The following is a 24,571-nucleotide window of genomic DNA, read 5'->3' on the forward strand; positions in this document are numbered from 1 at the left end:
CGCCGGGTCCTCGCGTCAGGTCGGCACCGGTGCGCTTCCGTGTCAGCGCCGTGTGAGGCCGGTGTGAGCGGCGCCCCGCAGCCTTGGGGCGTCAACGAGTTGGTTCGTTCGAAGGGGATTTCTCATGCATGACGTGGTGATCGTGGGCGCCGGCCCGGTCGGTCTGTTCCTCGCCTGCGAGTTGGGGCTCGCCGGCTGCTCCGTCGTGGTGCTGGAGCGGGAGGCGGAGCCCGGGTCCCCGTGGCGGGCGGAGCCGCTCGGGGTCCGGGGGTTGTTCGCCGCGTCGCTCCAGGCGTTCCACCGGCGCGGGTTGCTGGCCCCGCTGCTGGCCGCGTCGGGTGTCCATGACGCACCCGGTCCGGACCTCGACGCGGACGGGCCGCCGCCCATCCGCGGCGGCGTGGGCCACTTCGCCGGCATCGTGCTCGACCCGACCAAGGTGGACCTCGCCGCGCTGCCGTTCCGACTTCCCAGCCTGGCACCGGACTTCACGATGACCAGCCTCGCCGCGGTCGAGACGGTGCTGTCCGAGCGCGCCTCCAAGCTCGGCGTGGAGATCAGGCGCGGCGTCACGGTGTCCGGCGTCGCACAGGACGACGAGGGTGTGGTCGTGCGGGCCGGCGACGACGCGTACGCGGCCCGCTGGGTCGTCGGGTGCGACGGCGGGCGCAGCGTGGTGCGGCGGCTCGCCGGCTTCGAGTTCGTCGGAACCGAGCCGCGGTTCACCGGCTACACCGTGGTCGCCACCCTCGCCGATCCCGAGGTGCTGCGCCCGGGGATCAACCTGACGCCGACCGGCATGTACCTGCAGATGCGCGCGGAGGGGCACATCGGCGCGATGGACTTCGACGGCGGTGCGTTCGACCGTTCGCAGCCGCCGACCCTCGACCACCTCCAGACGGTGCTGCGCCGCGTCTCCGGCACCGAGGTGACGCTGCGCGAGGTCCACCGCGCGTCGACCTTCACCGATCGGGCGATGCAGACGACGACCTACCGGCAGCGACGCGTCCTGCTCGCGGGCGACGCCGCGCACATCCACTCCCCCCTGGGCGGCCAGGGGCTCAACACCGGACTGGGCGACGCCCTGAACCTGGGGTGGAAGCTCGCGGCGACCGTGCACGGGCATGCGCCGGACGGACTTCTCGACACCTACACCCGCGAACGTCATGTGGTCGGCGCGCAGGTGCTCGACTGGTCGCGCGCCCAGGTTGCGGCCATGGCTCCGGACCGGCACGGCCAGGCCGTCCAAGGAGTGCTCCGCGACCTGCTCGGGACCCAGGACGGGACGACCTACGCGTTCGGGAAGCTCTCGGGCTCGTCGGTCCGCCACGACCTCGGCGGCGAGCATCCGCTGGTCGGCCGCAACGCCCCGGACTTCCGCCTGGAGGACGGCACGTACCTCGCCGACCTGATGCACGACGGACGGGGCGTCGTGCTCGACTTCGGCGCCGGGCGCCGGCTGCGGGATGCTGCGACGGACCGGCGGAGCCTGCTGCGGTACGCGGCCGGCACGGCCAAGGACGACCTGGGACTGGGTGCCGTGCTCGTCCGGCCGGACGGCGTCGTCGCCTGGGTCGGCGAGCGCGACTTCGACCACAAGGCGTTCGAGCAGGCCGCCGACCAGTGGTTCGGCGACGCCGGAACCTGAGCCGCCGTCCTGTCCCTTCTCGTCCCTCCCTTCCCCCGCCTCGTCTTTCAAGGAGCACAGATGACGATCACCCTGCGCCCGGGATCCACCGTGATGTTCGCCGGCGACTCCATCACCGACAGCCAGCGGCTGGACAGCGAAGACGGCCTCGGCTTCGGCTACCCGCTGCGGGTCGCGGGCGAGTGGAACTTCCGGCACCCGGACCGGCCCGTGAACTGGCTGAACACCGGGATCGGCGGCCACAAGGTGAGCGATCTGGAAGCCCGCTGGCAGGCGGACGTGCTCGACGCACGGCCGGACGTGGTGTCGCTCCTCGTCGGCGTCAACGACATGGGCTGGCACACGCTCGACCCGGACGGCCGGGTGATCCCCGCGGAGGAGTTCGCGGCGGGTTACGACCGTCTGCTCGCCCCGCTGGCCGAGGCGGGCACGGAGCTGATCCTCATCGAGCCGTTCCTGCTGCCGATCCGCGGCACCGTCATGGCCGGCCCCGGCGCGCAGATCGACGACGCGGTGCGCGAGGAGTGGCGGGCCGACCTGGACCCGAAGATCCAGGTCGTGCGCGAACTCGCCCGCAGGTACGGCGCGCCTCTGCTCGCCGCGGACGGAATGTTCGCCGAACTCGCCGCGGCCAGCGACCCGGAGCACTGGTCCGCGGACGGCGTGCACCCGACGCCGGCCGGTCATGCCGCACTCGCGGCGGCCTGGCTGCGCCTGGTGGCGTGACCGTGCCGCGCGCACGCCGCCCGCGACACCGTTGAGCGTCGGAGGCTCCGCCGGGCGGCGGCGCGGTGGCGCAGGGCGCGGTGGGCCCCTTCGACCGGGTGGTCCACTGCGCCGGCCTCGCACGGCTCGGCAGGGGCCAGGGACAGTCGGCGCTCTCGCGGACCGGTTCGAGCCTATCCGCCGGGGCCGTCGACGGAACGTGAGCGCGCACGTCACCGGTCGCGGCACCGCGGCACGACCGCAGTGGCGAGCCTTTTCACGGGCGGGCCGTGAGGCCGTCCAGGGTGAGGGCGAGCAGGCGTTCCGCTTGCGGGCGTTGGTCGGGGCGCGCCGAGGTGAGGGCGATGCCTTCGAGGGCGGCGCCGAGGTCGGTGGGGCTGATGTCGGTGCGGATCGTCCCGGCGGCCGCGCACGCGTCCATGAGTGCGGTGAGGGCCGCCTGGATCATTTCCCGGCTGTGGCCGTAGGGGTTGCTGCCCGTCGCGGCGAGGGCGCGCAGGGCGTCGATCATGCCGTATTTGGCGGTGACGTAGTCCAGGAAGAGCAGTGTCCAGGCGCGCAGGGCTTCGTGGGGTGGTTTCGTTGCGAGCAGGGTGGGGGCTGCGTCGCAGAGTTGGGCCACCTCGTTGCGGTAGACCGCCTCGATCAGTGCCTCGCGGGTGGGGAAGTTGCGGTACAGCGTCGCGCTGCCGACGCCCGCCTCCTTGGCGATGCGTTCCAGGTGCGCGTCCAGCCCCTCCGTCGCGAACGCGCGCACGGCGGCGGTGAGGATCTTCTCCCGGTTGCGCCGTGCGTCGGCCCGCAACGGTCGTGGTGCTCCTGCGTCAGCCATCAGCGGTCGTCGTCCCCTCTCACGCGCTCCCCTTGCCGACTGGGGCGCCCTCACTTACCACACACCAAATGGGGTCACCCCCGGTTTCACTCTAGGCCAACGCGCTGACCTGCGCACACCCCGTTGGAAGGAAGCCGGTCAGGCGGCGTCGCGGACGGCGCACTGGCCCGTCGGTATCCGGTCGGTACTGGGCGCGCCGGTCCCCCGCCTTCGCCGTACCCCTACCGCCCGGGCGGAGCCGGTCGATGGAGGACGGTGTCGATGATGAGGTCGATCTCCTGCGGGCCGGGCGGTTCGCCGGTGAGGAGAAAGCTCTGCAGTATGAGAGCGGGTCCGGTGCGGGCGGCCAGGGGCTGCACGGCCTCGGAGTCGAACTCGCCGCGGTGGACGCCCTCGTCGAGCAGGGCGTCGATGCTCTCCAGGCGTGGCGCGATGACCTGTTGCGCGAACAGGGCGCGGAGCTCCGGCTCGTGCAGCATGTCGACGATGAACTCGATGCCCGGTATCAGGGTTCGGCCCGCCAGCACGTCGCTGAAGGCGGTGAGGACGCCGGCGAGGTTCTCGCGGGTCGAGCGCTCCGGGTTCGGCTCGGGCAGCGGGGGCAGGGCGTAGCGCAGGGCGTCCAGGACCAGGGGCTGCTTGCCGGGCCAGCGACGGTAGAGCGCGGCCTTGCCCGTGCCGGCCCGGGCGGCGATGCCGTCCATGGAGAGCCGGCCGTAGCCGTTCGCGGCCAGCTCGTCGAGCGTCGCGACGTAGATCGCGTGTTCCAGCTCCGCGCCTCGGCGGCGGCCCGGGTTCGCACTCTCTGCCATGCGTCCGACAGTAGACGGTGGCGTTCCTTCCTGCCTACACTTGCCTTAGTGAACAGCCTCGTCTACTACCAGGGGTGAGAGTTGTGGCCGATCAGCATGCGGTGCGTGACCAGCAGGGCGGCGGAGAGCCGGCGTTGGACTTCGAGGCGGTGTACCAAGGGCGCGAGATCTCCTACGGAGCGGCCTCCCCCCAGACGGACCTCATCCCGTGGCGGCTGGACGGTCCCCAGCCGTTGCTCGTCGAGCTGGAGGCGGCGGGCGACATCACCGGCCCGGTCCTGGAGTGCGGCTGCGGGCTCGGGGACAACGCCGTGTTCCTGGCGAGCCGCGGCCACGAGGTGACCGCGTTCGACGCCGCGCCGGCCGCGATCGAGGAGGCCCGGTCCAAGGTCACCGCCGCCGCCCCGGTGACCTTCACGGTCGCCGACGCGACGGAACTGAACGGCATCGGCGTCCCCGGCGGCTTCCGCACGGTCGTCGACAGCGCCATGCTGCACTGCCTCACCGCCGATCAGCGGCGGGCGTACCTGACGGGTCTCCGTCGGGTGTGCGCACCTGGTGCCAAGCTCCACACCCTCTGTTTCAGCGGCGAGTTGGCGGCCTTCCTCCAGATGCCGGCCGCCATGGACGAAGACAGCCTGCGCGCGGACTTCGACCACGACTGGACGATCCGGCGCATGGAGCCGTGCCACTACACCACGAGTTTGTCCCTGCAGCAGTGGCGGAGCTTGTCGCCGGCCGTCACGGACGCCCCGGAAGGCGAGGGCCTGGTGGCCCTGGACCAGCACGACAGGGTTCTCCTGCCGTTCTGGCGGATCACCGCCGAGCTGACCTGAGGATTCGGAGCCGAGCGCCCGGGTGCTCTCCGATGCAGGTCACCCGGCCTACAGCAGCGCCTCCTGGGGGCGCGTGGGCACCACGATGACCGTGGTGGTGCCGGCGCTCAGGGCCGTCGTGAACTCCCGCTCCAGGTCCTCGGCCGTCTCCACGTCGACCGCGCGGCACCCGAAGCCACGCGCCACGGAGCCGATGTCGATCCCGGGCAGGTCGAGCCCCGGCACGCCCGGGGTCTCCTCCAACTCCGCGAACGACTTCAAGATGGCGTACTCGTGGTTGCGCATGACGACGTAGACGATCGGCAGGTCGTGCTGGGCCGCCGTCCAGATGACCTGCACGGAGTACGGGAAGGAGCCGTCGCCGATCAGGCCGACCACCGGTCGTTCGACGCCGCGGTCCCGGTCACCGAGCGCGACCCCGATCGCCGCCGGGGTGCCCCAGCCGATGCCGCCACTGGCCGTCGCGAAGAACGACCCGGTCCTGACGGTGGGAACGCCCTCGTCACGCACTGTGGTCCGTTCGATGGGGGTTCGGGTCGCGCATGTCCGCCGCGGCGGCGGGTACACCCCTGTCGCACGGGATGTGGTGGAAGTGACCGGAGAGCGAGGGCTGTCGGAAGTGATACGGAAGCTGCAAGCGGTCGCGCTGGACTGCGCCGATCCGGTACGGCTCGCGGAGTTCTACGCGGAACTGCTCGGCGGCCGGGTGGTCGCGGACCCGGAGGATCCCGGGTGGGTCGAGGTGCAAGGGTTCGAGGGGACGCCGCTGGCCTGCCAACGGGTGAACGGCTACCGACCACCCGATTGGCCCGGTCAACAGCGCCCGCAACAGCTCCACTTGGACTTCGACGTGGACGACCTCGACGGGGAGGAGAAGCGGGTGCTCGCCCTCGGCGCGACCGTCTTGGAGCGCACGGACCAGATCCGTCCGGGGGCCAATTGGAGGGTCTACGCGGACCCGGCGGGCCATCCGTTCTGCCTCTGCCTCCACTGACCCAGCCGCCGCCGCTCACGACGAACGGGCGGGGCGGCACGGAGCCCCCTCGGGCCCGTGGGCGCCCGGGCGAGGGCGCCCCTGCATCGTCCTGCCGGCCCCTCCCCGGCTTCGTGTGCCGGCAGCGCCGGTTTCACCGCGGCGGGCGCCGCGGTCCGTCGGGCACCGCATGGGCAGGTCGCTAGACGCTGACCTCCCGCCGGGCCACCGCGACCAGTTCCGCAGCCGGCCCCACCAGGCGCCGTCCGGTCGGCCAGACCGCGCGCAGGTCGCGGGTGAGGTCGACGCCCGCCACCTCGACGCCGGTCAGCCGACCCTCGACGATGTCCCCGCGGACGGCCAGCTCGCTCAGGACGGACGGCCCGGTGCCGGCGATCACTGCGCCGCGCACGGCGGCCGTCGAGCCTAGCTCGACCAAGGGCCGCGCACGGTCGCAGCCGGCCAGGTGCAGGGCACGGTCCAGGGTCTGCCGCGTGCCGGAACCGCTCTCCCGCAGCACCAGCGGCGTGCGGGACAGTTCCCGTGCCGACAGCGGCTCGCGGCGACGCGCCCACGGGTGACCGGGGTCGACCACGACGACGAGCCGGTCCTCGGCCACCTGCCGCGTGGACATCACGCGGGACAGGCGCGGTCCCTCGATGAACCCGATGTCGGCCTCGCCCGCTTCGACCAGTTCGGGCACGTGCTCGCTGTTGGTCACCTGCAGCCCGATGTACAGCTCCGGCCGACGGCTGCGCAGTTCGCTGATCCAGGTCGGCAGCAGGTACTCGGCGATGGTGAGGCTCGCGGCGACGCGCAGTTCGGCCTCCCGCCGATCGCGCAGCTTGCCGGCCCCGGCGAGCAGATCGTCCAGTTCGGCCAGGACGGACCGGGCGTGTCCCGTGACGACCTGCCCGGCCAGCGTCAGTCGGGAGCCGCGTCGGGTCCGGTCGAGCAGCACCAGTCCCAGCCCCCGTTCCAACGTCGACAGCCGGCGGCTGGCGGACGGTTGGGAGATCCGCAGCCGTTCCGCCGCACGGCCGAGGCTCCCGAGATCGGCCACGAGGACGAGGAGCCGCAGCGACTCCAGGTCGGGCGTGCGCAGGGGGAGGTGAACGGAGGGGCGGTCGGACGCGGAGGGCTCTGTCACAGCCCCAGCGTATGAGTCGGTCATGCGTGCACGCTATGACCTCCTGCACGATCAGGGGCTACAGGGCGAGCACGCGGCCACCCAGAGTGGTGATCATGAAGGACGCCAGCCTCCCCCGGCCAACCCGCCCACCCGACCTCGCCCCCGCCCGAAAGCCCGGCGCGGGCTTCGTCGACCGGCTGCCCGGGCTCGCGCTCGCCGTCGCGGTCGCCCTCGTCGCGACCTCACTGGGTCGGTTGGCCCCCGTCGTCGGCGGGCCGGTGAGCGGCATCGTGCTCGGGGTGCTGGTGGCGGTCGTGGCGCGGCCCGGCGCCCGGATGCGGCCCGGCATCACCTTCGCCGGACGCGGAGTGCTCCAGGCCGCGGTGGTGGTACTGGGCGCGCAACTGTCCCTGGGGCAGGTGCTGCGGGTCGGTGTCGGCTCGCTGCCGGTGATGATCGTGACCCTTGCGGTCTGCCTGGCCGCGGCGTACGGCATCGGACGCCGCCTGGGCGTCGTCCGCGACCTGCGCACCCTGATCGGGGTGGGCACCGGCATCTGCGGCGCCTCCGCGATCGCCGCGGTCACCCCGATCATCGGAGCGGCCGAGGCAGAGGTGGCCTACGCCGTCTCCACGATCTTCGTCTTCAACATCGCCGCGGTGCTGACCTTCCCCGTCCTCGGGCACCTGCTGGGAATGGGGCAGCACGCCTTCGGCCTGTTCGCCGGCACTGCGGTCAACGACATGTCGTCGGTGGTCGCCGCCGCCACCACCTACGGCGGCCCGGCGGCCGACTACGCGGTGGTGGTCAAACTCGCGCGCACGCTGCTGATCATCCCGATCTGCCTGGGTCTCGCCGCCCTCGCCCGGCGCCGCGCACGGACGGCTGACGCCGGCGCTGCAGGTTCGGGTGAAGGGCTCCCCGGCCGGGTCCGCGTCGGCCGACTGGTGCCGTGGTTCCTCGGTGGCTTCCTCATCCTCGCGGCCGCGAACACCGCCGGACTCGTCCCGTCGGCCGCGCACGGCCCGCTGAGCGCGCTCGCGGTCTTCCTGATCACCGTCGCCCTCTCGGCCATCGGCCTGTCCACCGAACCCGCCAAGCTGCGCCGCGCTGGCGCCGCCCCCCTGCTGCTCGGCGGCTGCCTGTGGCTGGTCGTGTCCGTCACCAGCTTGGCCGTTCAGTTCCTGACCCGGTACGTGTGAGGGTCGCACGCACCGATGCACGCCGGCACGCAGCGCACCGCACGACGTCCTCACCTCCCGCCACCCCGACCCCGAGCGCCTCGGACAACCCGTACGCCTGGTTCGCGCCGCGTCGGAGGAGTGGTGGGACACCGAGGGGCAGAACCGGCGGGCGGCGAAGAGGGGCCGTCAACTGCCCTGAGGGGAGCGCCAGGAGCCGCGAGCGGCGGCTGCTCCGAGGAGCAGCCGCCGGTCAGGACGCACGGGCGGACTCCGCACCGAAGCCGACGTGACCGTTCGGGCCGACGGTCGCGCGGGCCCGGGCGGAGGTGACGGGGCCGGAGACCGTGAGCACGCGGCTCACGGCACGCGCGCGCCGGCCTCGACCCCGAGCGGCCTCCTGCGATCTCAGCGACCCCCGCCGGAACCCGCGGCCGCGAACGACATCGCCACCGCGCCCGCCCGGCCCGTCGGACGGTACGAGTGGTGCGCCGCCCAGTCGCCGTAGGCCGGTGCCTGGACCTGGCCCGTCACGAGGGGCTGCGCCTGCTCCGTGACGGGAGGCTGGGCCTGCTCCGTCACGATGGGCTGCGCCTGGGGCGCCACCGGTGCCTGGAATCGGCGCTGCGGGACGCGGCGCATCTGCGTCCTCGCGTGGATCACCCGGTGCTTCGCGGGGTGCACGCCCTGACGCTTCTTCAGGTTCTGGATCGCCACCGCCCCGTTCGCCGGGTTCACCGTGTAGCGCACGCCCTCGTGCGTGACGGACCGGTGGGTCGAGCTGAGGGTGGCGATCTGCTTGTTCTTGAGCTGGATCTTCGCCGTGTAACTGCCGTTGACCTTCTGCACGGTGGCGCGCGCGCCGTTGGTCAGCGTGACCGTACGGGCCGGGCCCGGCTTGTTCTTGTCGTGGTTGTTCCCGCCCTGCGTCTTGGAGTGGACGTGCGTGCCGTCGAAGTAGACGTAGATGCCCTTGTTGTAGCTCTGGCCCTTCTTCAGGGTCGCGAACGGCTTGCCGCTGCCGATCGCCTGGAGGTCGCAGACCCCGTTGTGGATCACGGCCTCCATGCCGCCGCCGAGGCCGACGGCCCGGACCCTGTCCTTGGCCGTCGCCTGGGGTGCGGTGCGCGCGGCGCCGGCGGACGCGGGCCGGTCCTGCTGCTCCGGGGTGCCCACCGCGAACGCGGTGGTCGGTACGGCCATCGCCCCGGCGAGCACAGCGGCGGTGCAGACGGCACGCAGGGAGGCGTGCGAGGCGGGGAAGATGCGGGAGGTCTTCATGGAGCTCGTAACCCTTCTCGAGGTGCAAAGCGCGTGAAGCGGTTCACCGAACTTATACAAACCGACCCATTACGGATCAATTTGGACAGCTCGGGATATTAGACAAGGTTCCATCGACGGGAAGGGCGAGGCGCGCGGTGTGCGGACGCGGCTTGCGGCTCTTGGCCCCACCGAAATCCGCCAGCCCCGCACGAGACCCCGTGGATGCCGGCAAGCGGCGGGCCGGACCCCGCCCCCTCGATACCGCCCCGAGGGCCGCGACGCACTCAGGCCAGGGCGCCGAACAACCCCCTTACGCCCGTGGGGAGTTCCGGCGTGTACGAGTTCAGGAGTTCGCGCCGGGGCCGTACCCGTTTCCGCCGGCTGCGTCTGCCCGCCCGGGCCGGCAGACGCCCTGGCTCCCCGAAAGGGGCGACCCTCCCCCTCAAGGCACCTAGTCAGGTAATAGCCATATCGCATGGCCCTCTGCGGCGGTTCCGGCGGTCCCCCTGATGCTTGCCGGCATACGGGACATCATCGTCCTGGCACGTGTCGCCCGCCTGCGTCCACGCCCGCCGGGAAAGCACGGTGACGGCATGCGCGCTCTGCGCGCCGACGATCGGCCGGCAGGTCAGCACGACTGGCGCAACGAAGACGCCCCGCCCCAGGCTCGGGGTGGGGCGGAGCGTCTTCGCCGACCTACGGACTGCCGGACGGGGCGCATGAGTCGACGGCGCCCGCCTGAATGTCGTCAAGGGGTGTAGACGGCGTCGCTGCCGTACAGCTCCTTCGTGAAGCTGGAGAGGTAGTCGTGCCGGTCGGAACCGTCCAGGTCGTACGTCAGGTACACGCCGTAGCCTTCGCCCACGGTGCGCCGGGCGAAGTCGGCCGCGGTGCCCGCAGGCGTGGCGCCGATCTGGACGGCTGCCGGGGACAGGCTCGACTTGGGCAGCGCGATGCCCGGCACCTGCCACTGCCCGTACCAGGGATTCCAGGCGTAGTTGAACTTCGAGGTGATGTCCACGCCGCCGTAGGACAGCTTCTCCGCCGACGGGCCGATGCTGTACAGGGAGATGAGCTTGTTGGGCATGTAGTCACGCAGTGCGGAGACCAGGTGGACGAAGGAGCCGTCGTTGGGTTGCCCGGTGCCGTTCTTCCCGTACTCGGCGTACTCGTCGTCGAAGTCGATGCCGTCCAGGCCGTACTTGCCGACGGCGTCGGACAGCTGCTTGGCGAACGCCGAGGCTGCGTCCTTGGACGGGAAGTTGGCGAAGCCGGCCCCTTCGTGGTTGCCGAGCACCGACAGCATGACCTTGATGCCCTTGGCCTGGAGCGGTCGGATCTGGTGGGCCGCATCGTCGAGGACGCGCTGTACGTTCTCGTTGAAGTACAGGTAGGCCGACTTCTTGGTGGTGTCGTAGTTGATGTTGGCGGCGAAGATGACCGCGACGTCGAACACGTTGGCGCCGCCCTTGGCCAGCGTGTACTTGCCGACGTTGAGCATGCTGTTGTTGTTCACCTCGACATAGGCGACCGAGGTGGGACCCTTCTTGACCGGTGCCGCAGCCGCAGGGCTGGCGGCCGCCTTGGCACCGGCCGAGAGTGCCGCTACGAGCAGAAGCGCGAACGCAGCCGTGCGCGCTCTGCCTCGACCTAAAGCGAAAGTCATGGACCAATCTCCTGTCGATGGGGTGGCAACGCGAACTTGCCCCAGTTGAAAGACCCTTAGGCGATGCGCAGGTCAACGGGCCCTGAGGGGTTGCCGCTGCGCTCGCCGGGCCGGCGGGGTAATCCTGGAGCTCCGTTCCCACAGGTCGGGACGAGGTGACGGCGACGGCCGGTTCCCTTGACGGCCGACGCCACCCCAAGCCAAGGACCCGGTCCACGTCCCGATCCAAGTCCCCTGCCGGGTACGGCCTATCGGTGGATTCTCGGCACACCCCGGAATCGTCGAGGTCCCTGGCGGGGGTGGGTTCTGTTGTCGAGTGGCGCGGTCGTTGGGGCGCCGCAGAGGCGTTTCACGGAGATCATTCGGAACTTCTCGGCTCAGTGGGGCATCTCCTCCAGTGCGTGCCCCCACAAGCGAGGAGCTGTTCCGGATGATGCGTCGAGTTCGTGTGCTGCTGGCGAGCACCTTGGTGCTGGTGGCGGGGGCGGTGATGTCGTCGACGCCGGCCTCCGCCGTGATCGGCGGGTCGAAGAGCACCTACGGGCCGTGGGCGGTGCGGATGCTCATCGACGGGAAACCGACGTGCACCGGGACGGCGGTCGCACCCCAGTGGATCATCAGCGCTTCGCACTGCTTCTTCGAGCAGGCCCAGCCGGTCGCCGACAAGCGGATCTCGTTCCGGGTCGGCAACCTCGACATGCGGAAGGGCGTCACCGTCCGCCCGGTGCCCGGTCGACGCGTGGGGAGCGCGGACGCCGACATGATGCTCATCAAGGTCCCGCCGATGAAGGTCCGCACGGCCCCGTTGGCCACGGCCGGGGTCCACCAGGGTCAAGTCGTGCGCCAGTACGGGTGGGGCGCCACCTGTACCGGGGACGAGAACACCTGCCAGTCCCCGGTGCTCAAGCAGTCGGACCTGCGGGTCGTACGGGCGGACGATCCTCGTTGCGAGGGCTACACCGCGCCGGGCGGTTCGGACTTCTGCATGGAGAAGGTGGCCGGGATTCCCGCCGGTGGCGACTCCGGAGGTCCGATCATGAGCATCGGTCCGCGCGGCACCGAGACTCTCGTCGGCGTCTTCGACGGCTCCGACCGGGAGGAGATCGCCCAGGCCGGCGAGGTCTCCCAGCAACTCGCCTGGATCCGCTCGGTCATCCAGCACTAGCACGGAGCGCGGGCGGGCGGGCGAGGACGCCGCCGCCCGCGTGCGGCTCGGCCGCTCGCCCGCTCCGTGCCGCGTCGGCCCGGTCGACGGACCCGACGGACCGTCGGAGCGCCCGCGACACGCCGAACGCGGCTGAGATAACTGACACATCTGAGGCGTCTGAGGTTTCTGTGGCGTTTGCGACTGTCTGAAACCGAACGTATGGAGTCGCGCCGCGACGGTCCGCCCGGGCCGGGCCCGCCCCTTGCGAAGCAGGCACGGCCTGGTTTCTCGCCGCCTCGAAAACCGGCGGGAAGGTTTCCGGTTCAGTTCTACCGGTGGCGGAATTCGATACTGCGGAACGCTTAAATCCGCGTCAATGTGACGAAGCTTCTCCTGATCCCCCTTGTCTGGCCGGATCTTGAGCTGGTACACCTGATCCGAAAATTGTTTCGCCGAACTGAATCGAACCCAGCCACCGGCCCGTCGAGTGGACCGGTCGTGAATCCAGCCGCAGGTCAATCGACGTTCCATTCCTGCTGCTGGCGAGCGACCGTGCCCTGGAATCGTCCGGATGAGCGAGCACCGGCGAGACGTCAGCCACCAGAATTGCCGCACAGCGGCCGGTGATAAGTGCGCCCAAAAAGAAGGGGATTGATGTTAACTCAAAGTTCATCTGAATCGCCGCCCGAATCCTTGGCGGACGCGTTGACGGTCCTCAAGACCCGTACCGCGGTCCGCAATTATTCGAAGGAGCCGGTCGACGACGCGCTGATCGAGCGGCTGTTGGAGGCCATGCTCGCCGCTCCGACCGCCTCCAATCGACAGGCGTGGTCCTTCGTGGTGGTGCGCAGGCCCGCCAGGGTCCGGCAACTGCGCGCGTTCTCGCCCGGGGTGCTGGGAACGCCCGCCTTCTTCGTCGTGGCGTGCGTCGACCGCAGCCTCACCGACAACCTTTCGCCGAAGCTCTCCCAGACGATCTACGACACCAGCAAGCTCTGCGTCGCCATGGCGGTGGAGAACCTCCTGCTCGCGGCGCACGCGTTCGGCCTGGGCGGATGCCCGGTGGGCAGCTTCAGGTCCGAGATCGTCAAGAGCATGCTCGGCATCCCGGAACACATCGAGCCCATGCTCGTCGTCCCGATCGGCCGTCCCGCGACGGCACTCGTCTCGTCCCCCCGCCGCGCCAAGAATGAGGTCGTCAACTATGAATCCTGGGGAAACCGTGCTGCCGCCCCAACTGCGTGAGGACATCGCACTCCTCGCCGCGTTTCTGCTCAGCAGCGGTCGCGGACTCCTGGACGAGCCGGCCGACTACGGCATCTACCGCTGCACCGACGGGGCCCGCCGAGTGCTGCAACTCCTGGACGAACACGGGGGCAGCACGGCACGTCTGACCGCCGTGCGCGAACGCCTCGACGAGGTCATGTTCGCGCCGATGGGCGAGGACCGGGACATGGGCGAGATTCTGGACGATCTGTGTCGCCAAATGGCAGGCGCCTTACCGGAAATCGAAACACCCTGACATTCGTCCGGGGCAACCCCAAAAGGATTTCATAGCATGCTAACAGGCTTAGTTCCCGCGCTGGACCACAGCATGCGGGAAGAAATACTTGGCAATCGCGGCCGAAAGATCCGGCAACGCGGTGAGCACGCTCTCATTGGAATCAGTGCGGGCAACAGTTATTTCAGCCAGAAGAACGTCACCATGCTGCTGCAATGGGCCGGGCAGCATTTCGAGCGCACGGATGTCGTCTACGTGGACACGCACATCGACGACATGCTGATGGCGGACGGCCGCAGCGCGCAGGAAGCCGAGAGGTCGGTCAAGCGCACGCTCAAGGATCTGCGGCGCAGGCTGCGGCGCTCGTTGGAGAGCGTGGGCGACCACAGCGAGCGGTTCCGGGTCCGGTCCCTGTCCGAGCTCCAGGAGACCCCTGAGTACCGGGCCGCACGCGAGTCCACCGACCGGGCCTTCCTTGAGGACGGCGAGTTCGCCACCGTCTGCGAGGAGATGGTGCGCGCCGTGGTGATGAACCGGCCGGGTGACGGCGTCGGCATCTCGGAGGAACACTTGCGGGCCGGTCTGAACTACGTGCTCGCCGAGGCCCCGCTCTTCGCGGACTCGCCCGGCGTGTTCTCCGTCCCCTCGTCGGTGCTCTGCTACCACATCCCCACCCCGGTATCGACGTTCCTGGCCCATCGCGAGACCGGTTTCCAGGCGGCTCAGGGTCAGGCGTACGTCGTCGTCAGGCCGCAGGAACTGGCCGACGCGGCCTAGCCAGGCATTCCCCAGCCGGACACCTCACGCCCCTCCCCTCACCGTCCCTCCCGGTGCCGCCGCCGGAATTCGGACACGTCACGGGGAGGGCAGGAGGCATGCTTCCGCTGTGGAACAGGTGTGAAGGGGGAGGGAGTTGGTGCGTCCGCTGCTGTTGGTGGACGTGGATGGACCGTTGAATCCGTATGCCGCGAAACCGCAGCGGCGGCCCGCCGGCTACCAGACGCACCGTCTGCTGACGCCTCGCTGGGAGGCCGCCCAGCGGCGTCGGCTGGCGGAGTGGGGCACGCCGGACGCCCGCGTGAAACCGCTGCGGGTGTGGCTCAACCAGGAGCACGGCCCGGCGTTGCGCTCGCTCCCCTTCGACCTGGTGTGGGCGACGACGTGGGAGGACGAGGCCAACGCCTACGTCGCGCCCGTCCTGGGGTTGCCGGAACTGCCGTTCATCGCCTGGCCCTCGCCGCGGCCCGAGCCCGAGGGCGGGGTGTTCTGGAAGACGCCAGCGATCGTGGCGTGGGTGAGGGGCCGGGCGTTCGCCTGGGTGGACGACGACATCACACGGGCGGATCGTGCCTGGGTGGCGGAGCACCACGACGGCCCCGCCCTCCTGCACCGGGTCGACCCGCGGCACGGACTCACCGTCGACGACTTCGAGACGCTGACGGCGTGGGCGACCGGCCTCGGGTGACACGGCGCGCGGACGGTGAACCGCCAACCGACCAGTTCGCGGTCGTCCCCCTTCCCCGCAGCGGCGTTCAGCGTGCGGTCGCGGTCGTCCAGTCCGGTGTCCAGGCCGGTGTCCAGGTGCCCGTCGCGTCGTGGTCGGCCGCCGTGCCGGCGAGGTGGGCGCGGAGCGCGGCAAGCGCGGGGTGCGGGTTGTCGCGGTGCCACAACAGCGCATGCGGGTAGACCGGGGTCGGGTCGGTCACCGGGATGCGGCGCAGGCCGTGGTCGGCGGGCCAGACGAGGCGGGTGTGCGCGCCCATGAAGGTGGCCAGGGCCGGGGTGTCGGCGACGGTGTCGAGGAGCGCGTCCGAACCGAAGTTGGGGCCGGTCGCCTCGATGGTGAGGCCGAACTCGGCGACGAGGTCGTCGTAGTAGGCGGCCCACTCCGTCCCGGGGACGATGCCGGGCATCCAGATCCGGTGCCCGACGAGCTGCGCCGTGGTCACCGACCGGGCGCCCGCCAGCGCGTGGGCGGGACCGGTGAGGAGTTGGAGCGGCTCGTCGACCACCCGGACGGACTCGATGTCCGGGGGAAGGGGCCTACCGGGCACGCCGACGGCGCGGAACGACGCGTCGATCGCTCCGGACCGGAGGGCGGCGACGGCCGTGTCGATCTCGAACAGCAACATCACGTCGAGGTCGATCTCGGGATGGGCGCGGTGGAAGTCGCGCATCAGGCCCGAGGCGGCACCGCGCGAGTTGATCACGTCGACGCGCAGGGGACGGCGTCCGGCGCGCACGGAGGCGACGGCCCGGTCGGCGACGCGCAGCAGCTCCCGCGCATGGGGCAGGAACGCCTGCCCGTCGATGGTGAGCTGCGCCCCGCGCGGGGTGCGGGTGAACAGTCGCACTTCGAGGTTGCGCTCCAGCGCGGCGATGCGTTTGGAGACGGCCTGCTGGGTGACGGCCAGCTCGACGGCGGCCTCCTGGAATTGCCCGGCGTCAGCGACGGCGACGAAGGTCCGGACTGCTTCGAGATCCACGGCCACCAGCCTACTGGAACAACCGCTGGTTGTAGCAAGGTGGCCCCAGGGTTGTTTGTCGTCGGGCTATGACGCTCGCTTTGATACCTCCGATCGCGGATCGGTTGTACGGGTGAGTGGTGAGGGCGTCGGACATGGGGAACGGGCATCGGCTGGGCCGTCGGTTCGGGTGGCTGTGGGGTGCGTACGGGGCCAGCGCGCTCGGCACTTGGCTCGCCTTCGGCGCCTTCCCTCTGATCGCCATCCACGTGCTGCACGCCGGGCCGGCGCAGGTCGCGGCGTTGTCCGCCGTGGGGGCCGCGGTGGGCGCGGCCGTGGCGGTGCCGCTGGGCCCGTGGGTGGAGTTCCGGCGCAAGCGGCCGGTGCTCATCGGCACGGACCTCGTACGGTTCGCCGCGCTGCTGACGATCCCCGTCGCCTTCGCGTGCGGCGTGCTCTCCTTCGTCCAGCTCCTGCTGGTCACGGTCGTCGTCTCGGCGGCCGACATCACCTTCCGCGCCGCCTCCGGCGCGTACCTGAAGACGCTGGTGCCGGCCGAGGACCTGCTCGTCGCCAACGCCCGGTTCGAGTCCACGACGTGGACGACCACGGTCGTCGGACCGCCGCTGGGCGGCGCGGCGATCGGGCTCCTCGGTCCCGTGGCGACGGTGGTCGCCGACGCGGTCAGCTACCTGCTCTCGGCCCTGGGCATCCGCGCGACGGGCGGCGACGAGCCGCGGCCCGAGCGTCGGCCGGCCGCGCGGCTGCGGGCCGGTGACCTGCTCGACGGCTGGCGGTACATCCTCGCCGACCGGACGTTGCGCCCGCTGTTCTTCAACACCGCGCTGTTCAACGGCCTGCTGATGGCCGCCGATGCGCTGCTCGCCGTGCTGATGCTCGGGCCGCTCGGGTTCTCGCCGTGGCAGTACGGGCTCGCCTTCGCCGTGCCCTCCCTCGGCGGGCTGCTCGGATCACGGTTGGCCCGGCCGCTCGCCGCTCGCTTCGGGCAGCACCAGGTACTGATCGCGGTCGGGACGCTGCGGGCACTCTGGCCCGTCGGGCTGGCCTTCATCGGACCCGGCACCGGGGGCCTGCTGCTGGTGATGGGCGTCGAACTCGGGCTCATCTTCTGCTGCGGGGTCTTCGGCCCCGTCTACGCCACCTACCGCCTCGAACGCACCGCGAACGACCGGATCGCCCGCACGCTGTCCGCCTGGTCGGTGACGACCAAGGCCGTGACCGCGCTCCTGACGGCCGCATGGGGCGCACTGGCCGGCCTCCTCGGCGCGCGCACCGCCATCGGCCTGGCCGGTGTGCTCCTGCTGGCGACCCCGCTCCTGCTCCCCCGCCGTGCCGCACCGCCCCACGCCGCGCCGGAGTCGGTACCGGCGCCGGCGCCGGACGGCGCCTGACGGGCCAAGCGGACGCCCGTGCCCGGCGACGCGTCCCCGGACGCTACTTGGGCGGCGAGGTGGCGGCCTGCTTGATGTCGAGGACCGCGGTGCCGAAGGTGCGCATCGCGTTGACGATCTCGTTGAGGGACGTGGTGAAGAGGTGTTCGCGTTCTGCATCGGTCCGGTGCGGTGCGCCCTTGGGCGGCGGGACGGTCGCTTCCTGACAGTCCGTCACCCCGCGGTGGAGCTGGTCCAGTGCGGCGGACCAGTTCCTCTGCAGGTCCCGGTCCGGAACGGGGAAGTAGGCGCGCGCCTCCTCGACGCGCTGGCCGAGGGTGCCGCAGCGGCGGTGGAACGCCAGCTCGTCCAGCGCGACCGTCCCGTCGGCGTTGCGCGTGCCGGCGGCGGCCTTGAGGAGTTCGGAGTCCAGGGCGATCGAGGCGGCGTTGATCTGCTGGGCACGAAGGGTGCCTCCGGCGTTCAGCCAGGACGCCGCCTGCCAGGCACGGGTCTGCGGGGTCCGCGCCGGCGGGGCGGGCCCGCGTTGTTTGCGAACCGCGTCGGCCGCCTCCTGCCACTGGCGGGAGTCGTCGGAGGCGGCTGCCTGGGTGAAGGTCATGGCGGCCAGCACCACCGCCGGTAGGCCGAGCGCGAGGAGCGTTCCCGCTTTCAGGAGCGTCGAGGGCGGGCGGTCCGCCGGACTGGGCACCGGTGCGGCGGCCTCGTACGCCGGGGGTCGGCCGCGCAACCGGCGCACCGCCCAGGCCAGTCCCGCTCCCACCAACGCCGCGCAGGCGGAGCCGAGGACGGCGTTGACGAGCGTCAAGGAGGTGACGGTGCCGTCGATGGTCAGGCCGTTGCGGGGGCGCCACCGGCACACGTCGAAGGCGGTGTTCAACGGCCCCAGGCAGCCGTCGACGGAGAAGAGGACGAACACCTCGGCGTAGGCGAGCAGTTGGACGACCTGCGCGGCGATCAGCGCCCGCAGCAGCCAGTGCCGACGTGCGCCGGCGGCCACCACCGCGGCCGTCAGCAGACAGGCCGCCAGGACCGTCACGGTCACCCACCACATGTGGACGAGGACGAAGGGGCCGGCCGGCTCCGTCGGCGTCGCCGGCCGCGACTGGTTCATCACGACCTGGGCCAGGACCAGGCCCGTCCCGCACGCCAAGGCCCCGGCGAGACCGGCGCCGAGCGTCCGCCGCAGCCGCAGCCGCAGCGCCGTGCCCGTCGGACCCCCGACCGTGCGCCGCACGCCCGGGAACAGGACCAGCGCCAGCGGTACCAGCCACAGCGACAGCGTGGCGACCCCGGCGAGGAGGTCACCGCCCAGCGGGGTGAGGACCATGAGGCCGGTGGAGAACGCCGAGAGGTCCGGCCCGTAGCCGTGCCAGTCGCCCGGGACCGTCCGGGCGTAGTACGCGGCCAGTTCCGCACCCCGGTCACCGATGCCCAGGGAGAGGCTTTCGCCCGCCACCCGCCACCACCCCAGCCCGGCCCACAGCACCGCGGCGGTCACCGCCGCGCAGCAGGCCGCGGCCGCCCAGCGGTGTCCCCGCTCGGGCAGGGCGAGTGCCAGGCGCAGGCATTGGGACCACCACACCGCGGGCACCGCCGCGATGAGCAGGAACGCGAGAAGGTACTGGGGCTGCGGCAGCATCCAGTCGAGCCGATACTGGGTGCTGGCGACGAACTGGCCCAGCAGCAGGCCGAGGCCGAGCCAGAGGCCCGCCACCGTGGCGGACGGCCCGTGCCCGTCGGCCGTGCGTGAGCCGCGCAGGAGCGGGAGGCCGAGGGCGAGGCAGAGCACCGGTGTCACGGCGCCGACCGTGATCCAGATCGAGCCCGGGCCCTCGGACAGGACCGGAAGCGTCATCAGGGACTGGTACAGCAGCGCGGCCGACACGCCGGTGAGGAACATCGCCAGGGCGCTGACGCGGTCGAGGCGGCCGGCGTCGACGAGCGCGCGTCGGCGTTCCGCCCACTGCGGATGGGTCCCCAGCAGCGCGGCCGGCCGGCGCAGCCACGGTGCCACCGGCCCGGTGGGATCGGGGCGCTGCCAGCTGGCGGCGTCAGCGCCCCAGGCGACTGCCCGGCGGTCGGCGAACAGTTCGCGCCGCCGCAGCAGGTCGGCCCGCGCCAGGTGCACCAGCGCGGCCAGCAACAGTCCGACCAGCGCGGGGGCCAGCAGCACGGCCGCGCCGCCGGGCCACCAGGGGGACTTGACACCGGACAGCCCCAGGGCGAGGACCCAGCCGGTCTCCGCGAAGGTCGGGATGAGGGCGAGCAGCACGTAGGCCCGCCACAGGGCGGTGCTGGCGTAGGCGTAGTCCACGTCGCGGTGGTGCACGTGGGCGAGTTCGTGCAGGACGACGGCGCGGAAGCCCGCCGGGTCGGTGCGGAGCCGGGGCAGCAGGCCGGAGTGCAGGCAGACGGTGTAGTTGCCGGAGCGGCCGTGGACGCCGGCACCGGAGGTCGTCCGCGCGGGGTCGACGCGGAAGCGCAGCCGTGCGCGGATCCCGGTGCGGGCGCACAGTGCGGCGAGCTCGGCCCGCAGCGTGCCGTCGAGGTCGACGGCTTCGAGCGGCAGCATCCGGCGCCACCGTTCGCGGGCCGCCGGCAGCCACCAGTACAGGCCGGCCGCCAGAGCGAGCAGCACCACCGTGGCGAGGGCGCCCCGGTACGGGACGAGCGTGTGGTCGCCGATGCACTGGTACAGGGTGCCCGGCCGGGTCAGTGCCGTCAGGAGGTTCTGCGGATCGCTGCTGCCGGGATCGAACCCGGCGGCGTACAGGCAACCCGACGGGCCGTGCAGGGCCTCCCGGCCGTCGCGCAGCCCGAGGAGCGCCGGGGCGCTCTGGAGCAGTTCGTCGAGCGTGGGGATGCTCGACACGACGACGAGGACCATCAACAGGGCGAAGCGGGGACCCGTCCCGGTCGCGCTCCGGAGCCCGGCGAACGCCTTCACGGCACCCTGCCCTTCACGACGTGGCGGCGTTCACGACGTGGTGCCGGGGGTTTCGGGGTGCCCCTCGTCGACCGCGGCCGCCGTCGCGATCCGCGCCACGACGCCGTCGGCCAGCGCCTCGGCGTCCGGACGGTCGAGGCCCCGCTCGGTGGCCTGTTCCACGATGTGCGCTCTGACCAGCGCCAATTCGCCGGGGTCCAGCACGGTCAGGGTGCGGTTCGGCGTGGCAGGCGCGCGGCGCAGGAGCCTGCGCACGCCGGCCTGGCCGCGGGCCAGCAGGCCCTCCGTGGCGCGGTCGACCGTGCGGCGGGCCGCCTGATCGAGGACGAGCCAGACCACCGGGGCCGCCACCGCGGACACTTCGGCGTAGCCGAAGCCGAGCGGCTCCCTCCTGGGCCCGTGCCGCGCGAGGGTGCGCACGACCCGGTCGTCGTCCAAGGTCCGCAGGCTGTCGACGAACGGCAACTCGTGGGCCGCGTGCTCCGCCACCACGTCCCGTACCAGATCGCGCACATACCGCACCGTGCAACCCCCGTACGTAGCCGTCCAGTTCCTTGCATTGCAGCACCAAAGGGGGACGAAGGGTACCCCTGGGGGAACACGGTGACGGTCCGTAGGCAACGGCGCGTGGCGGCGCGGAGCGCACGTCCCGGTGTGGGGATGCGGCAGCCCCCCTCAATAGGACGGCACGGCGCCGTGGGGGACCATGGAGCATGGAATTCCTCTGCTACCACCGCGATCGCACCGGCTCCTTGCCGCTGCGCGAAGAGCTTCTGACGGAGCATTGGGCGTACATGGACCGGTACGCGGAGGAGATGATCGCCCGGGGTCCGACGTTCGCCGCCGACGGTGACACCCCCTCCGGCAGCCTGCACGTCCTCGACCTGCCCGATCCCGCCGCCGCCCGCGCGTTCGCCTTCGACGAGCCGAACTATCAGGCCGGCGTCTACCGGGACGTGCTGCTGCGGCGATGGCGCAACACGTTGGGGCGCACCATGTGGGACTTCCCCGGCGGCCGGCTCGGCGGCAACCGCTACCTGGTGCTCGGCCTGGGCACCGGCGACGCCGCCGACCTCGCACCGCCGTCCGACCGGGACGAGCTGATCGCCTACGGGCCGCTGCTGTCCGACGACGGCTCCACCTGGCTGGGCACGGCGGCGTTGCTCCGGGCACCGGACCCGCTCTCGGCCCGCGCCGTGCTGTCACCCGACCGGTACGCCGACATCGAGGTGCACGACTGGGAGTTCGGCGGACGGCGTTAAGGGGCGCGGCGGTCGAGGCGGGCCGGGCCGGCGACCGCGACCGGCTTCGCCCGATCCGGCCGCCGGCCCGCCCTCACCGCCGTCCGAGCCTCGCGGCTCGCCTCACGCCAACGAGTCCAGCGGCACCTGGGGGTCGGCCAGCTTTCCGGGGTCCAACGGCGTGCCGGAGCGGATGAGCTGTTGGATCTGCTCGGTGACGTCCCAGACGTTGACGTTCATGCCGGCCAGGACGCGTCCCTCGTGGAGCCAGAAGGCGATGAACTCCCGCTTGCCGACGTCGCCGCGACAGACGACCTGGTCGTAGGAGCCGGGCGGGGCGTAGCCGGAGTACTCCATGCCGAGGTCGTACTGGTCGGAGAAGAAGTACGGGACGCGGTCGTAGCTGATGTCCTGGCCGAGCATGGCGCGGGCGGCGGCGGGGCCGCCGTTGAGGGCGTTGGCCCAGTGCTCGACGCGCAGCCGGGCGTCGAACAGGGGGTGGTCGGCGGCGGCGACGTCGCCGGCGGCGTGGATGAACGGGTCGGAGGTGCGCAGGGCCGCGTCGACGGCGATGCCGCCACCGCCGGCGCGGTCGACCACGTCCAGGCCCGCGGCCTCGGCGAGCGCCGTGCGCGGGGCGGCACCGACCGCGACGAGCAGCGCGTGGGCGGGGTGCTCGTCGCCGTCGTCGGTGCGGACCGACACGACCATGCCGTCCTGGCCGACGATCTCGGTGAGGCGGGCGCCGAAGTGGAAGCGGACGCCGTGTTCGGCGTGCAGGTCACGGAAGACCGCACCGAGTTCCGGGCCCAGCACTCTGTACAGCGGGGTGGGTTCCGGTTCGACGATGGTCACTTCCGCGCCGTATGCGCGGGCGGCTGCGGCGACTTCGAGGCCGATCCAGCCGGCGCCGGCGATGACGAGCTGCCCCTGGTCGCGACCGGCCTTGGCGAGGACCTCGCGCAGTTGCTCGGCGTGGGCGAGGTCGCGCAACTGGTGGATGCCGGCGAGGTCGGCGCCGGGGACGTCCAGGCGGCGCGGTTCGGCACCGGTGGCCAGCAGCAGCCGGTCGTAGCGGACGGAGGTGCCGTCGTCGAGCCGCACCGTCTTCGCCGCCCGGTCGAGGTGGACGGCGGGCTGGCCGAGGCGGAGATCGACGTCGGCCTGCTCGTACCAGTCGGGCTCGTGGACGAAGACGCTGTCCCGGTCGGCCTTGCCCGCGAGGAACTGCTTCGACAGCGGCGGACGCTCGTAGGGCCGCTCGCCTTCGTCGCCGATGACGATCACCCGGCCGCCGAAGCCTTCGGCGCGCAGGGTCTCGGCTGCCTTGGCGCCGGCCAGTCCCCCGCCCACGATGACGAACGTCTCGTCGGTGTTCACCACTTACTGCCTCCTCGTTGCCCGGTCCGTCTCGTCGACGTGTGTGTGTTTCCTCCGCCGGCGCCGTGGGCGCCGTACGGCGGCTGGTGCAGCCGCCTGGGCGTTGCGTCGACGGCTGGTGCCGAGAATCCCGCACGCCGCGGCGAAGCCGGAAGATGATCTCCACCAGATGGGCGCATCACCCGCGGGAAGACGACGCCTGGGGGTGATGGGAGAGGTGTGCGCGGTGCGCGCGGACGCCTGTGGAGTGGCCGGGTGACTGGGATCGGGGGCAGGTCGGCTCCCGTCGTCCAGGCCCTCGCCGGGTGGGCTTCGATGGTTGGGGAGGTCCGGAAGGGCTGCGAGGAGTGGAAGGAAGGGGAAAGGGGAGGAAGGGAGGAGAGGGCAGGAGAAGGGCGGCGGAGGGCGTGGGGATTGGCCCAGTTCACGGCTGATTCGCCAGGTGGTGTTGGGTGATTGGAGGATCATCCCACCACCTTCTTTGTGCTATTTGCCAGTACAGCGTCCAGACGCGACGGAGGAGACTTTCGGCCACGCCGCGAGCCGTTGATCCGGTGCATCCGATACATCCGGTGCATCCGTTGGGCCGGCGTGGACATGCACATCGACGTAGCACGGGAGGGGCAGCACGTGAGCGTGCAGCAGTACGACGAGATCGGTGAGGCATTCGAGGGGTTCAAGTCCCTGCCGCTGGTGCGTTACGGGGAGGTGCCGAGCTTCCTGGGCATGGTTGGGGACGTGCGCGGCAAGTCCGTTCTGGACGTGGCGTGCGGCACCGGCTTCTACAGCAGGGAGTTCAAGCGGCGCGGCGCCACGGATGTCTTCGGGGTCGACATCTCCGTCGAAATGATCGCCGCTGCAAGGGAGTTCGAGCGGCGTGCGCCGTTGGGCGTGCGCTACGAGGTCGGCGACGTGGGCGAGTTGCAGTCCGTCGAGCGGCGCTTCGACGTCGCGGTCGGCGTGCAGTGCCTGAACTACGCCGCGGACCTCGCGGAGCTGGAGCGGATGTGCGCCAACATCCACCGGAGTCTGGTGCCTGGCGGCGAGTTCTTCGTGTTCGCCCAGAAGCCCGATTACGCGTTTGACTGTTCGTCCCTGGACAAGTACGGGTTCCGCTGCGAGCCGACCGGCGAGGAGACCGAGATGGGTCCGCGGGTGCGGGTCACCGCCCTCCTGGAGGCGGGGCCGATCGGCATCGTCGCCACGGCACCGCGTCGCGAGGTCTACGAGGAGTGTCTGCGGGCGACCGGGTTCAGTGCGGTGGAGTGGGTTCCGCTGGAGGTGTCCGAGGCCGGCATCCGTGAGTTCGGCGAGGAGTTCTGGGCGGACGCCCTTGCGCACCCGCCGCTGGAGATGCTGCGCTGCCGGGCCTGACTCTTCGGCCCTTCGGGTCCTTCGCGGTTCTT

The 24,571-nt window shown here is 71.5% G+C and carries 23 protein-coding genes; 13 read left to right on the plus strand and 10 right to left on the minus strand.

The genetic code is table 11. The features are described 5' to 3' along the window. Positions 1-124 precede the first annotated feature (124 nt). Together ACLJT4_RS28245 and ACLJT4_RS28250 are read left to right on the plus strand one after the other, a co-directional pair. The gene (locus tag ACLJT4_RS28245; protein WP_411126407.1) at positions 125-1,648 is read left to right on the plus strand and encodes an FAD-dependent oxidoreductase; all 1,524 of its coding nucleotides are present in this window, start codon (positions 125-127) and stop codon (positions 1,646-1,648) included. 60 nt (positions 1,649-1,708) lie between these two features. Then, positions 1,709-2,374 carry an SGNH/GDSL hydrolase family protein gene (locus ACLJT4_RS28250; RefSeq protein WP_411126409.1) on the plus strand — a complete coding sequence of 222 codons (666 nt, stop codon included), beginning with the start codon at positions 1,709-1,711 and terminating at the stop codon, positions 2,372-2,374. Positions 2,375-2,630: 256 nt separating this feature from the next. Here ACLJT4_RS28250 and ACLJT4_RS28255 read toward each other — a convergent pair whose 3' ends face one another. Both ACLJT4_RS28255 and ACLJT4_RS28260 read right to left on the minus strand, forming a co-directional pair. Further along, a complete protein-coding gene (locus ACLJT4_RS28255) occupies positions 2,631-3,206 on the minus strand; it encodes a TetR/AcrR family transcriptional regulator (protein WP_411126411.1) in 576 nt (191 codons plus the stop codon). 221 nt (positions 3,207-3,427) lie between these two features. Continuing rightward, positions 3,428-4,018: a TetR/AcrR family transcriptional regulator gene (locus ACLJT4_RS28260; protein ID WP_411126413.1), complete on the minus strand. Its 591-nt coding sequence runs from the start codon at positions 4,016-4,018 to the stop codon at positions 3,428-3,430. Between the two features lie 83 nt (positions 4,019-4,101). Here ACLJT4_RS28260 and ACLJT4_RS28265 point away from each other — a divergent pair, with 83 nt between their 5' ends. Beyond that, entirely contained in the window at positions 4,102-4,854 is a 753-nt protein-coding gene (locus ACLJT4_RS28265; protein ID WP_411126415.1) for a class I SAM-dependent methyltransferase, read from the plus strand. A gap of 48 nt (positions 4,855-4,902) precedes the next feature. Here the strand turns inward: ACLJT4_RS28265 and ACLJT4_RS28270 are convergent, their stop codons facing one another. Then, positions 4,903-5,364 carry a thiamine pyrophosphate-dependent enzyme gene (locus ACLJT4_RS28270; protein ID WP_411126417.1) on the minus strand — a complete coding sequence of 154 codons (462 nt, stop codon included), beginning with the start codon at positions 5,362-5,364 and terminating at the stop codon, positions 4,903-4,905. Between the two features lie 109 nt (positions 5,365-5,473). Between ACLJT4_RS28270 and ACLJT4_RS28275 the strand changes: the two genes are divergently transcribed. Beyond that, positions 5,474-5,848, plus strand: a complete 375-nt coding sequence (locus ACLJT4_RS28275) for a VOC family protein (RefSeq protein WP_411126419.1) — start codon at positions 5,474-5,476, stop codon at positions 5,846-5,848. Between the two features lie 181 nt (positions 5,849-6,029). On the opposite strand, the gene ACLJT4_RS28280 is transcribed toward ACLJT4_RS28275, so the two are convergent. Beyond that, positions 6,030-7,001 (minus strand): LysR substrate-binding domain-containing protein, encoded by a 972-nt coding sequence (locus ACLJT4_RS28280; RefSeq protein WP_411126421.1) that lies wholly within the window; start codon positions 6,999-7,001, stop codon positions 6,030-6,032. A 71-nt stretch (positions 7,002-7,072) separates the two neighbouring features. Here ACLJT4_RS28280 and ACLJT4_RS28285 point away from each other — a divergent pair, with 71 nt between their 5' ends. Then, positions 7,073-8,161, plus strand: a complete 1,089-nt coding sequence (locus ACLJT4_RS28285) for a YeiH family protein (protein WP_411126423.1) — start codon at positions 7,073-7,075, stop codon at positions 8,159-8,161. A 387-nt stretch (positions 8,162-8,548) separates the two neighbouring features. On the opposite strand, the gene ACLJT4_RS28290 is transcribed toward ACLJT4_RS28285, so the two are convergent. Together ACLJT4_RS28290 and ACLJT4_RS28295 are read right to left on the minus strand one after the other, a co-directional pair. Beyond that, a complete protein-coding gene (locus ACLJT4_RS28290) occupies positions 8,549-9,421 on the minus strand; it encodes a hypothetical protein (RefSeq protein WP_411126425.1) in 873 nt (290 codons plus the stop codon). A gap of 730 nt (positions 9,422-10,151) precedes the next feature. Then, the gene (locus ACLJT4_RS28295; protein WP_411126427.1) at positions 10,152-11,069 is read right to left on the minus strand and encodes an endo-beta-N-acetylglucosaminidase H; all 918 of its coding nucleotides are present in this window, start codon (positions 11,067-11,069) and stop codon (positions 10,152-10,154) included. 430 nt (positions 11,070-11,499) lie between these two features. On the opposite strand from ACLJT4_RS28295, the gene ACLJT4_RS28300 reads away from it, so the two are divergent. The 5 genes from ACLJT4_RS28300 (at position 11,500) to ACLJT4_RS28320 (ending at position 15,182) form a co-directional block, all read left to right on the plus strand. Then, positions 11,500-12,234: a S1 family peptidase gene (locus ACLJT4_RS28300; RefSeq protein ID WP_411126429.1), complete on the plus strand. Its 735-nt coding sequence runs from the start codon at positions 11,500-11,502 to the stop codon at positions 12,232-12,234. 636 nt (positions 12,235-12,870) lie between these two features. Next, positions 12,871-13,461, plus strand: coding sequence for a nitroreductase family protein (locus ACLJT4_RS28305; protein WP_411126431.1), 591 nt, complete (start codon positions 12,871-12,873; stop codon positions 13,459-13,461). Next, positions 13,421-13,738, plus strand: coding sequence for a DUF6092 family protein (locus tag ACLJT4_RS28310; protein ID WP_037634412.1), 318 nt, complete (start codon positions 13,421-13,423; stop codon positions 13,736-13,738). The genes ACLJT4_RS28305 and ACLJT4_RS28310 overlap by 41 nt, the downstream gene beginning before the upstream one ends. A gap of 72 nt (positions 13,739-13,810) precedes the next feature. After that, positions 13,811-14,494 (plus strand): tRNA-dependent cyclodipeptide synthase, encoded by a 684-nt coding sequence (locus tag ACLJT4_RS28315; RefSeq protein ID WP_411126591.1) that lies wholly within the window; start codon positions 13,811-13,813, stop codon positions 14,492-14,494. A gap of 136 nt (positions 14,495-14,630) precedes the next feature. Next, a complete protein-coding gene (locus tag ACLJT4_RS28320) occupies positions 14,631-15,182 on the plus strand; it encodes a hypothetical protein (RefSeq protein WP_411126433.1) in 552 nt (183 codons plus the stop codon). A 67-nt stretch (positions 15,183-15,249) separates the two neighbouring features. On the opposite strand, the gene ACLJT4_RS28325 is transcribed toward ACLJT4_RS28320, so the two are convergent. Then, positions 15,250-16,203: a LysR family transcriptional regulator gene (locus ACLJT4_RS28325; protein ID WP_411126435.1), complete on the minus strand. Its 954-nt coding sequence runs from the start codon at positions 16,201-16,203 to the stop codon at positions 15,250-15,252. Positions 16,204-16,337: 134 nt separating this feature from the next. On the opposite strand from ACLJT4_RS28325, the gene ACLJT4_RS28330 reads away from it, so the two are divergent. Next, positions 16,338-17,594, plus strand: a complete 1,257-nt coding sequence (locus ACLJT4_RS28330; RefSeq protein WP_411126437.1) for an MFS transporter — start codon at positions 16,338-16,340, stop codon at positions 17,592-17,594. Positions 17,595-17,637: 43 nt separating this feature from the next. Here the strand turns inward: ACLJT4_RS28330 and ACLJT4_RS28335 are convergent, their stop codons facing one another. Together ACLJT4_RS28335 and ACLJT4_RS28340 are read right to left on the minus strand one after the other, a co-directional pair. Further along, a complete protein-coding gene (locus tag ACLJT4_RS28335; protein WP_411126439.1) occupies positions 17,638-20,544 on the minus strand; it encodes a M48 family metalloprotease in 2,907 nt (968 codons plus the stop codon). Between the two features lie 30 nt (positions 20,545-20,574). Beyond that, positions 20,575-21,057 (minus strand): hypothetical protein, encoded by a 483-nt coding sequence (locus tag ACLJT4_RS28340; RefSeq protein ID WP_411126441.1) that lies wholly within the window; start codon positions 21,055-21,057, stop codon positions 20,575-20,577. A 200-nt stretch (positions 21,058-21,257) separates the two neighbouring features. On the opposite strand from ACLJT4_RS28340, the gene ACLJT4_RS28345 reads away from it, so the two are divergent. Beyond that, positions 21,258-21,806, plus strand: coding sequence for a YciI family protein (locus ACLJT4_RS28345; RefSeq protein ID WP_411126443.1), 549 nt, complete (start codon positions 21,258-21,260; stop codon positions 21,804-21,806). A gap of 102 nt (positions 21,807-21,908) precedes the next feature. Here the strand turns inward: ACLJT4_RS28345 and ACLJT4_RS28350 are convergent, their stop codons facing one another. After that, positions 21,909-23,168: an NAD(P)/FAD-dependent oxidoreductase gene (locus tag ACLJT4_RS28350; protein WP_411126445.1), complete on the minus strand. Its 1,260-nt coding sequence runs from the start codon at positions 23,166-23,168 to the stop codon at positions 21,909-21,911. A 627-nt stretch (positions 23,169-23,795) separates the two neighbouring features. Between ACLJT4_RS28350 and ACLJT4_RS28355 the strand changes: the two genes are divergently transcribed. Further along, the gene (locus ACLJT4_RS28355) at positions 23,796-24,539 is read left to right on the plus strand and encodes a class I SAM-dependent methyltransferase (RefSeq protein WP_411126447.1); all 744 of its coding nucleotides are present in this window, start codon (positions 23,796-23,798) and stop codon (positions 24,537-24,539) included. Positions 24,540-24,571: the final 32 nt, after the last annotated feature.

It is taken from the genome of Streptomyces sp. x-19, from assembly GCF_046549115.1.
Classification (GTDB): Bacteria; Actinomycetota; Actinomycetes; order Streptomycetales; family Streptomycetaceae; genus Streptomyces; species Streptomyces albulus_C.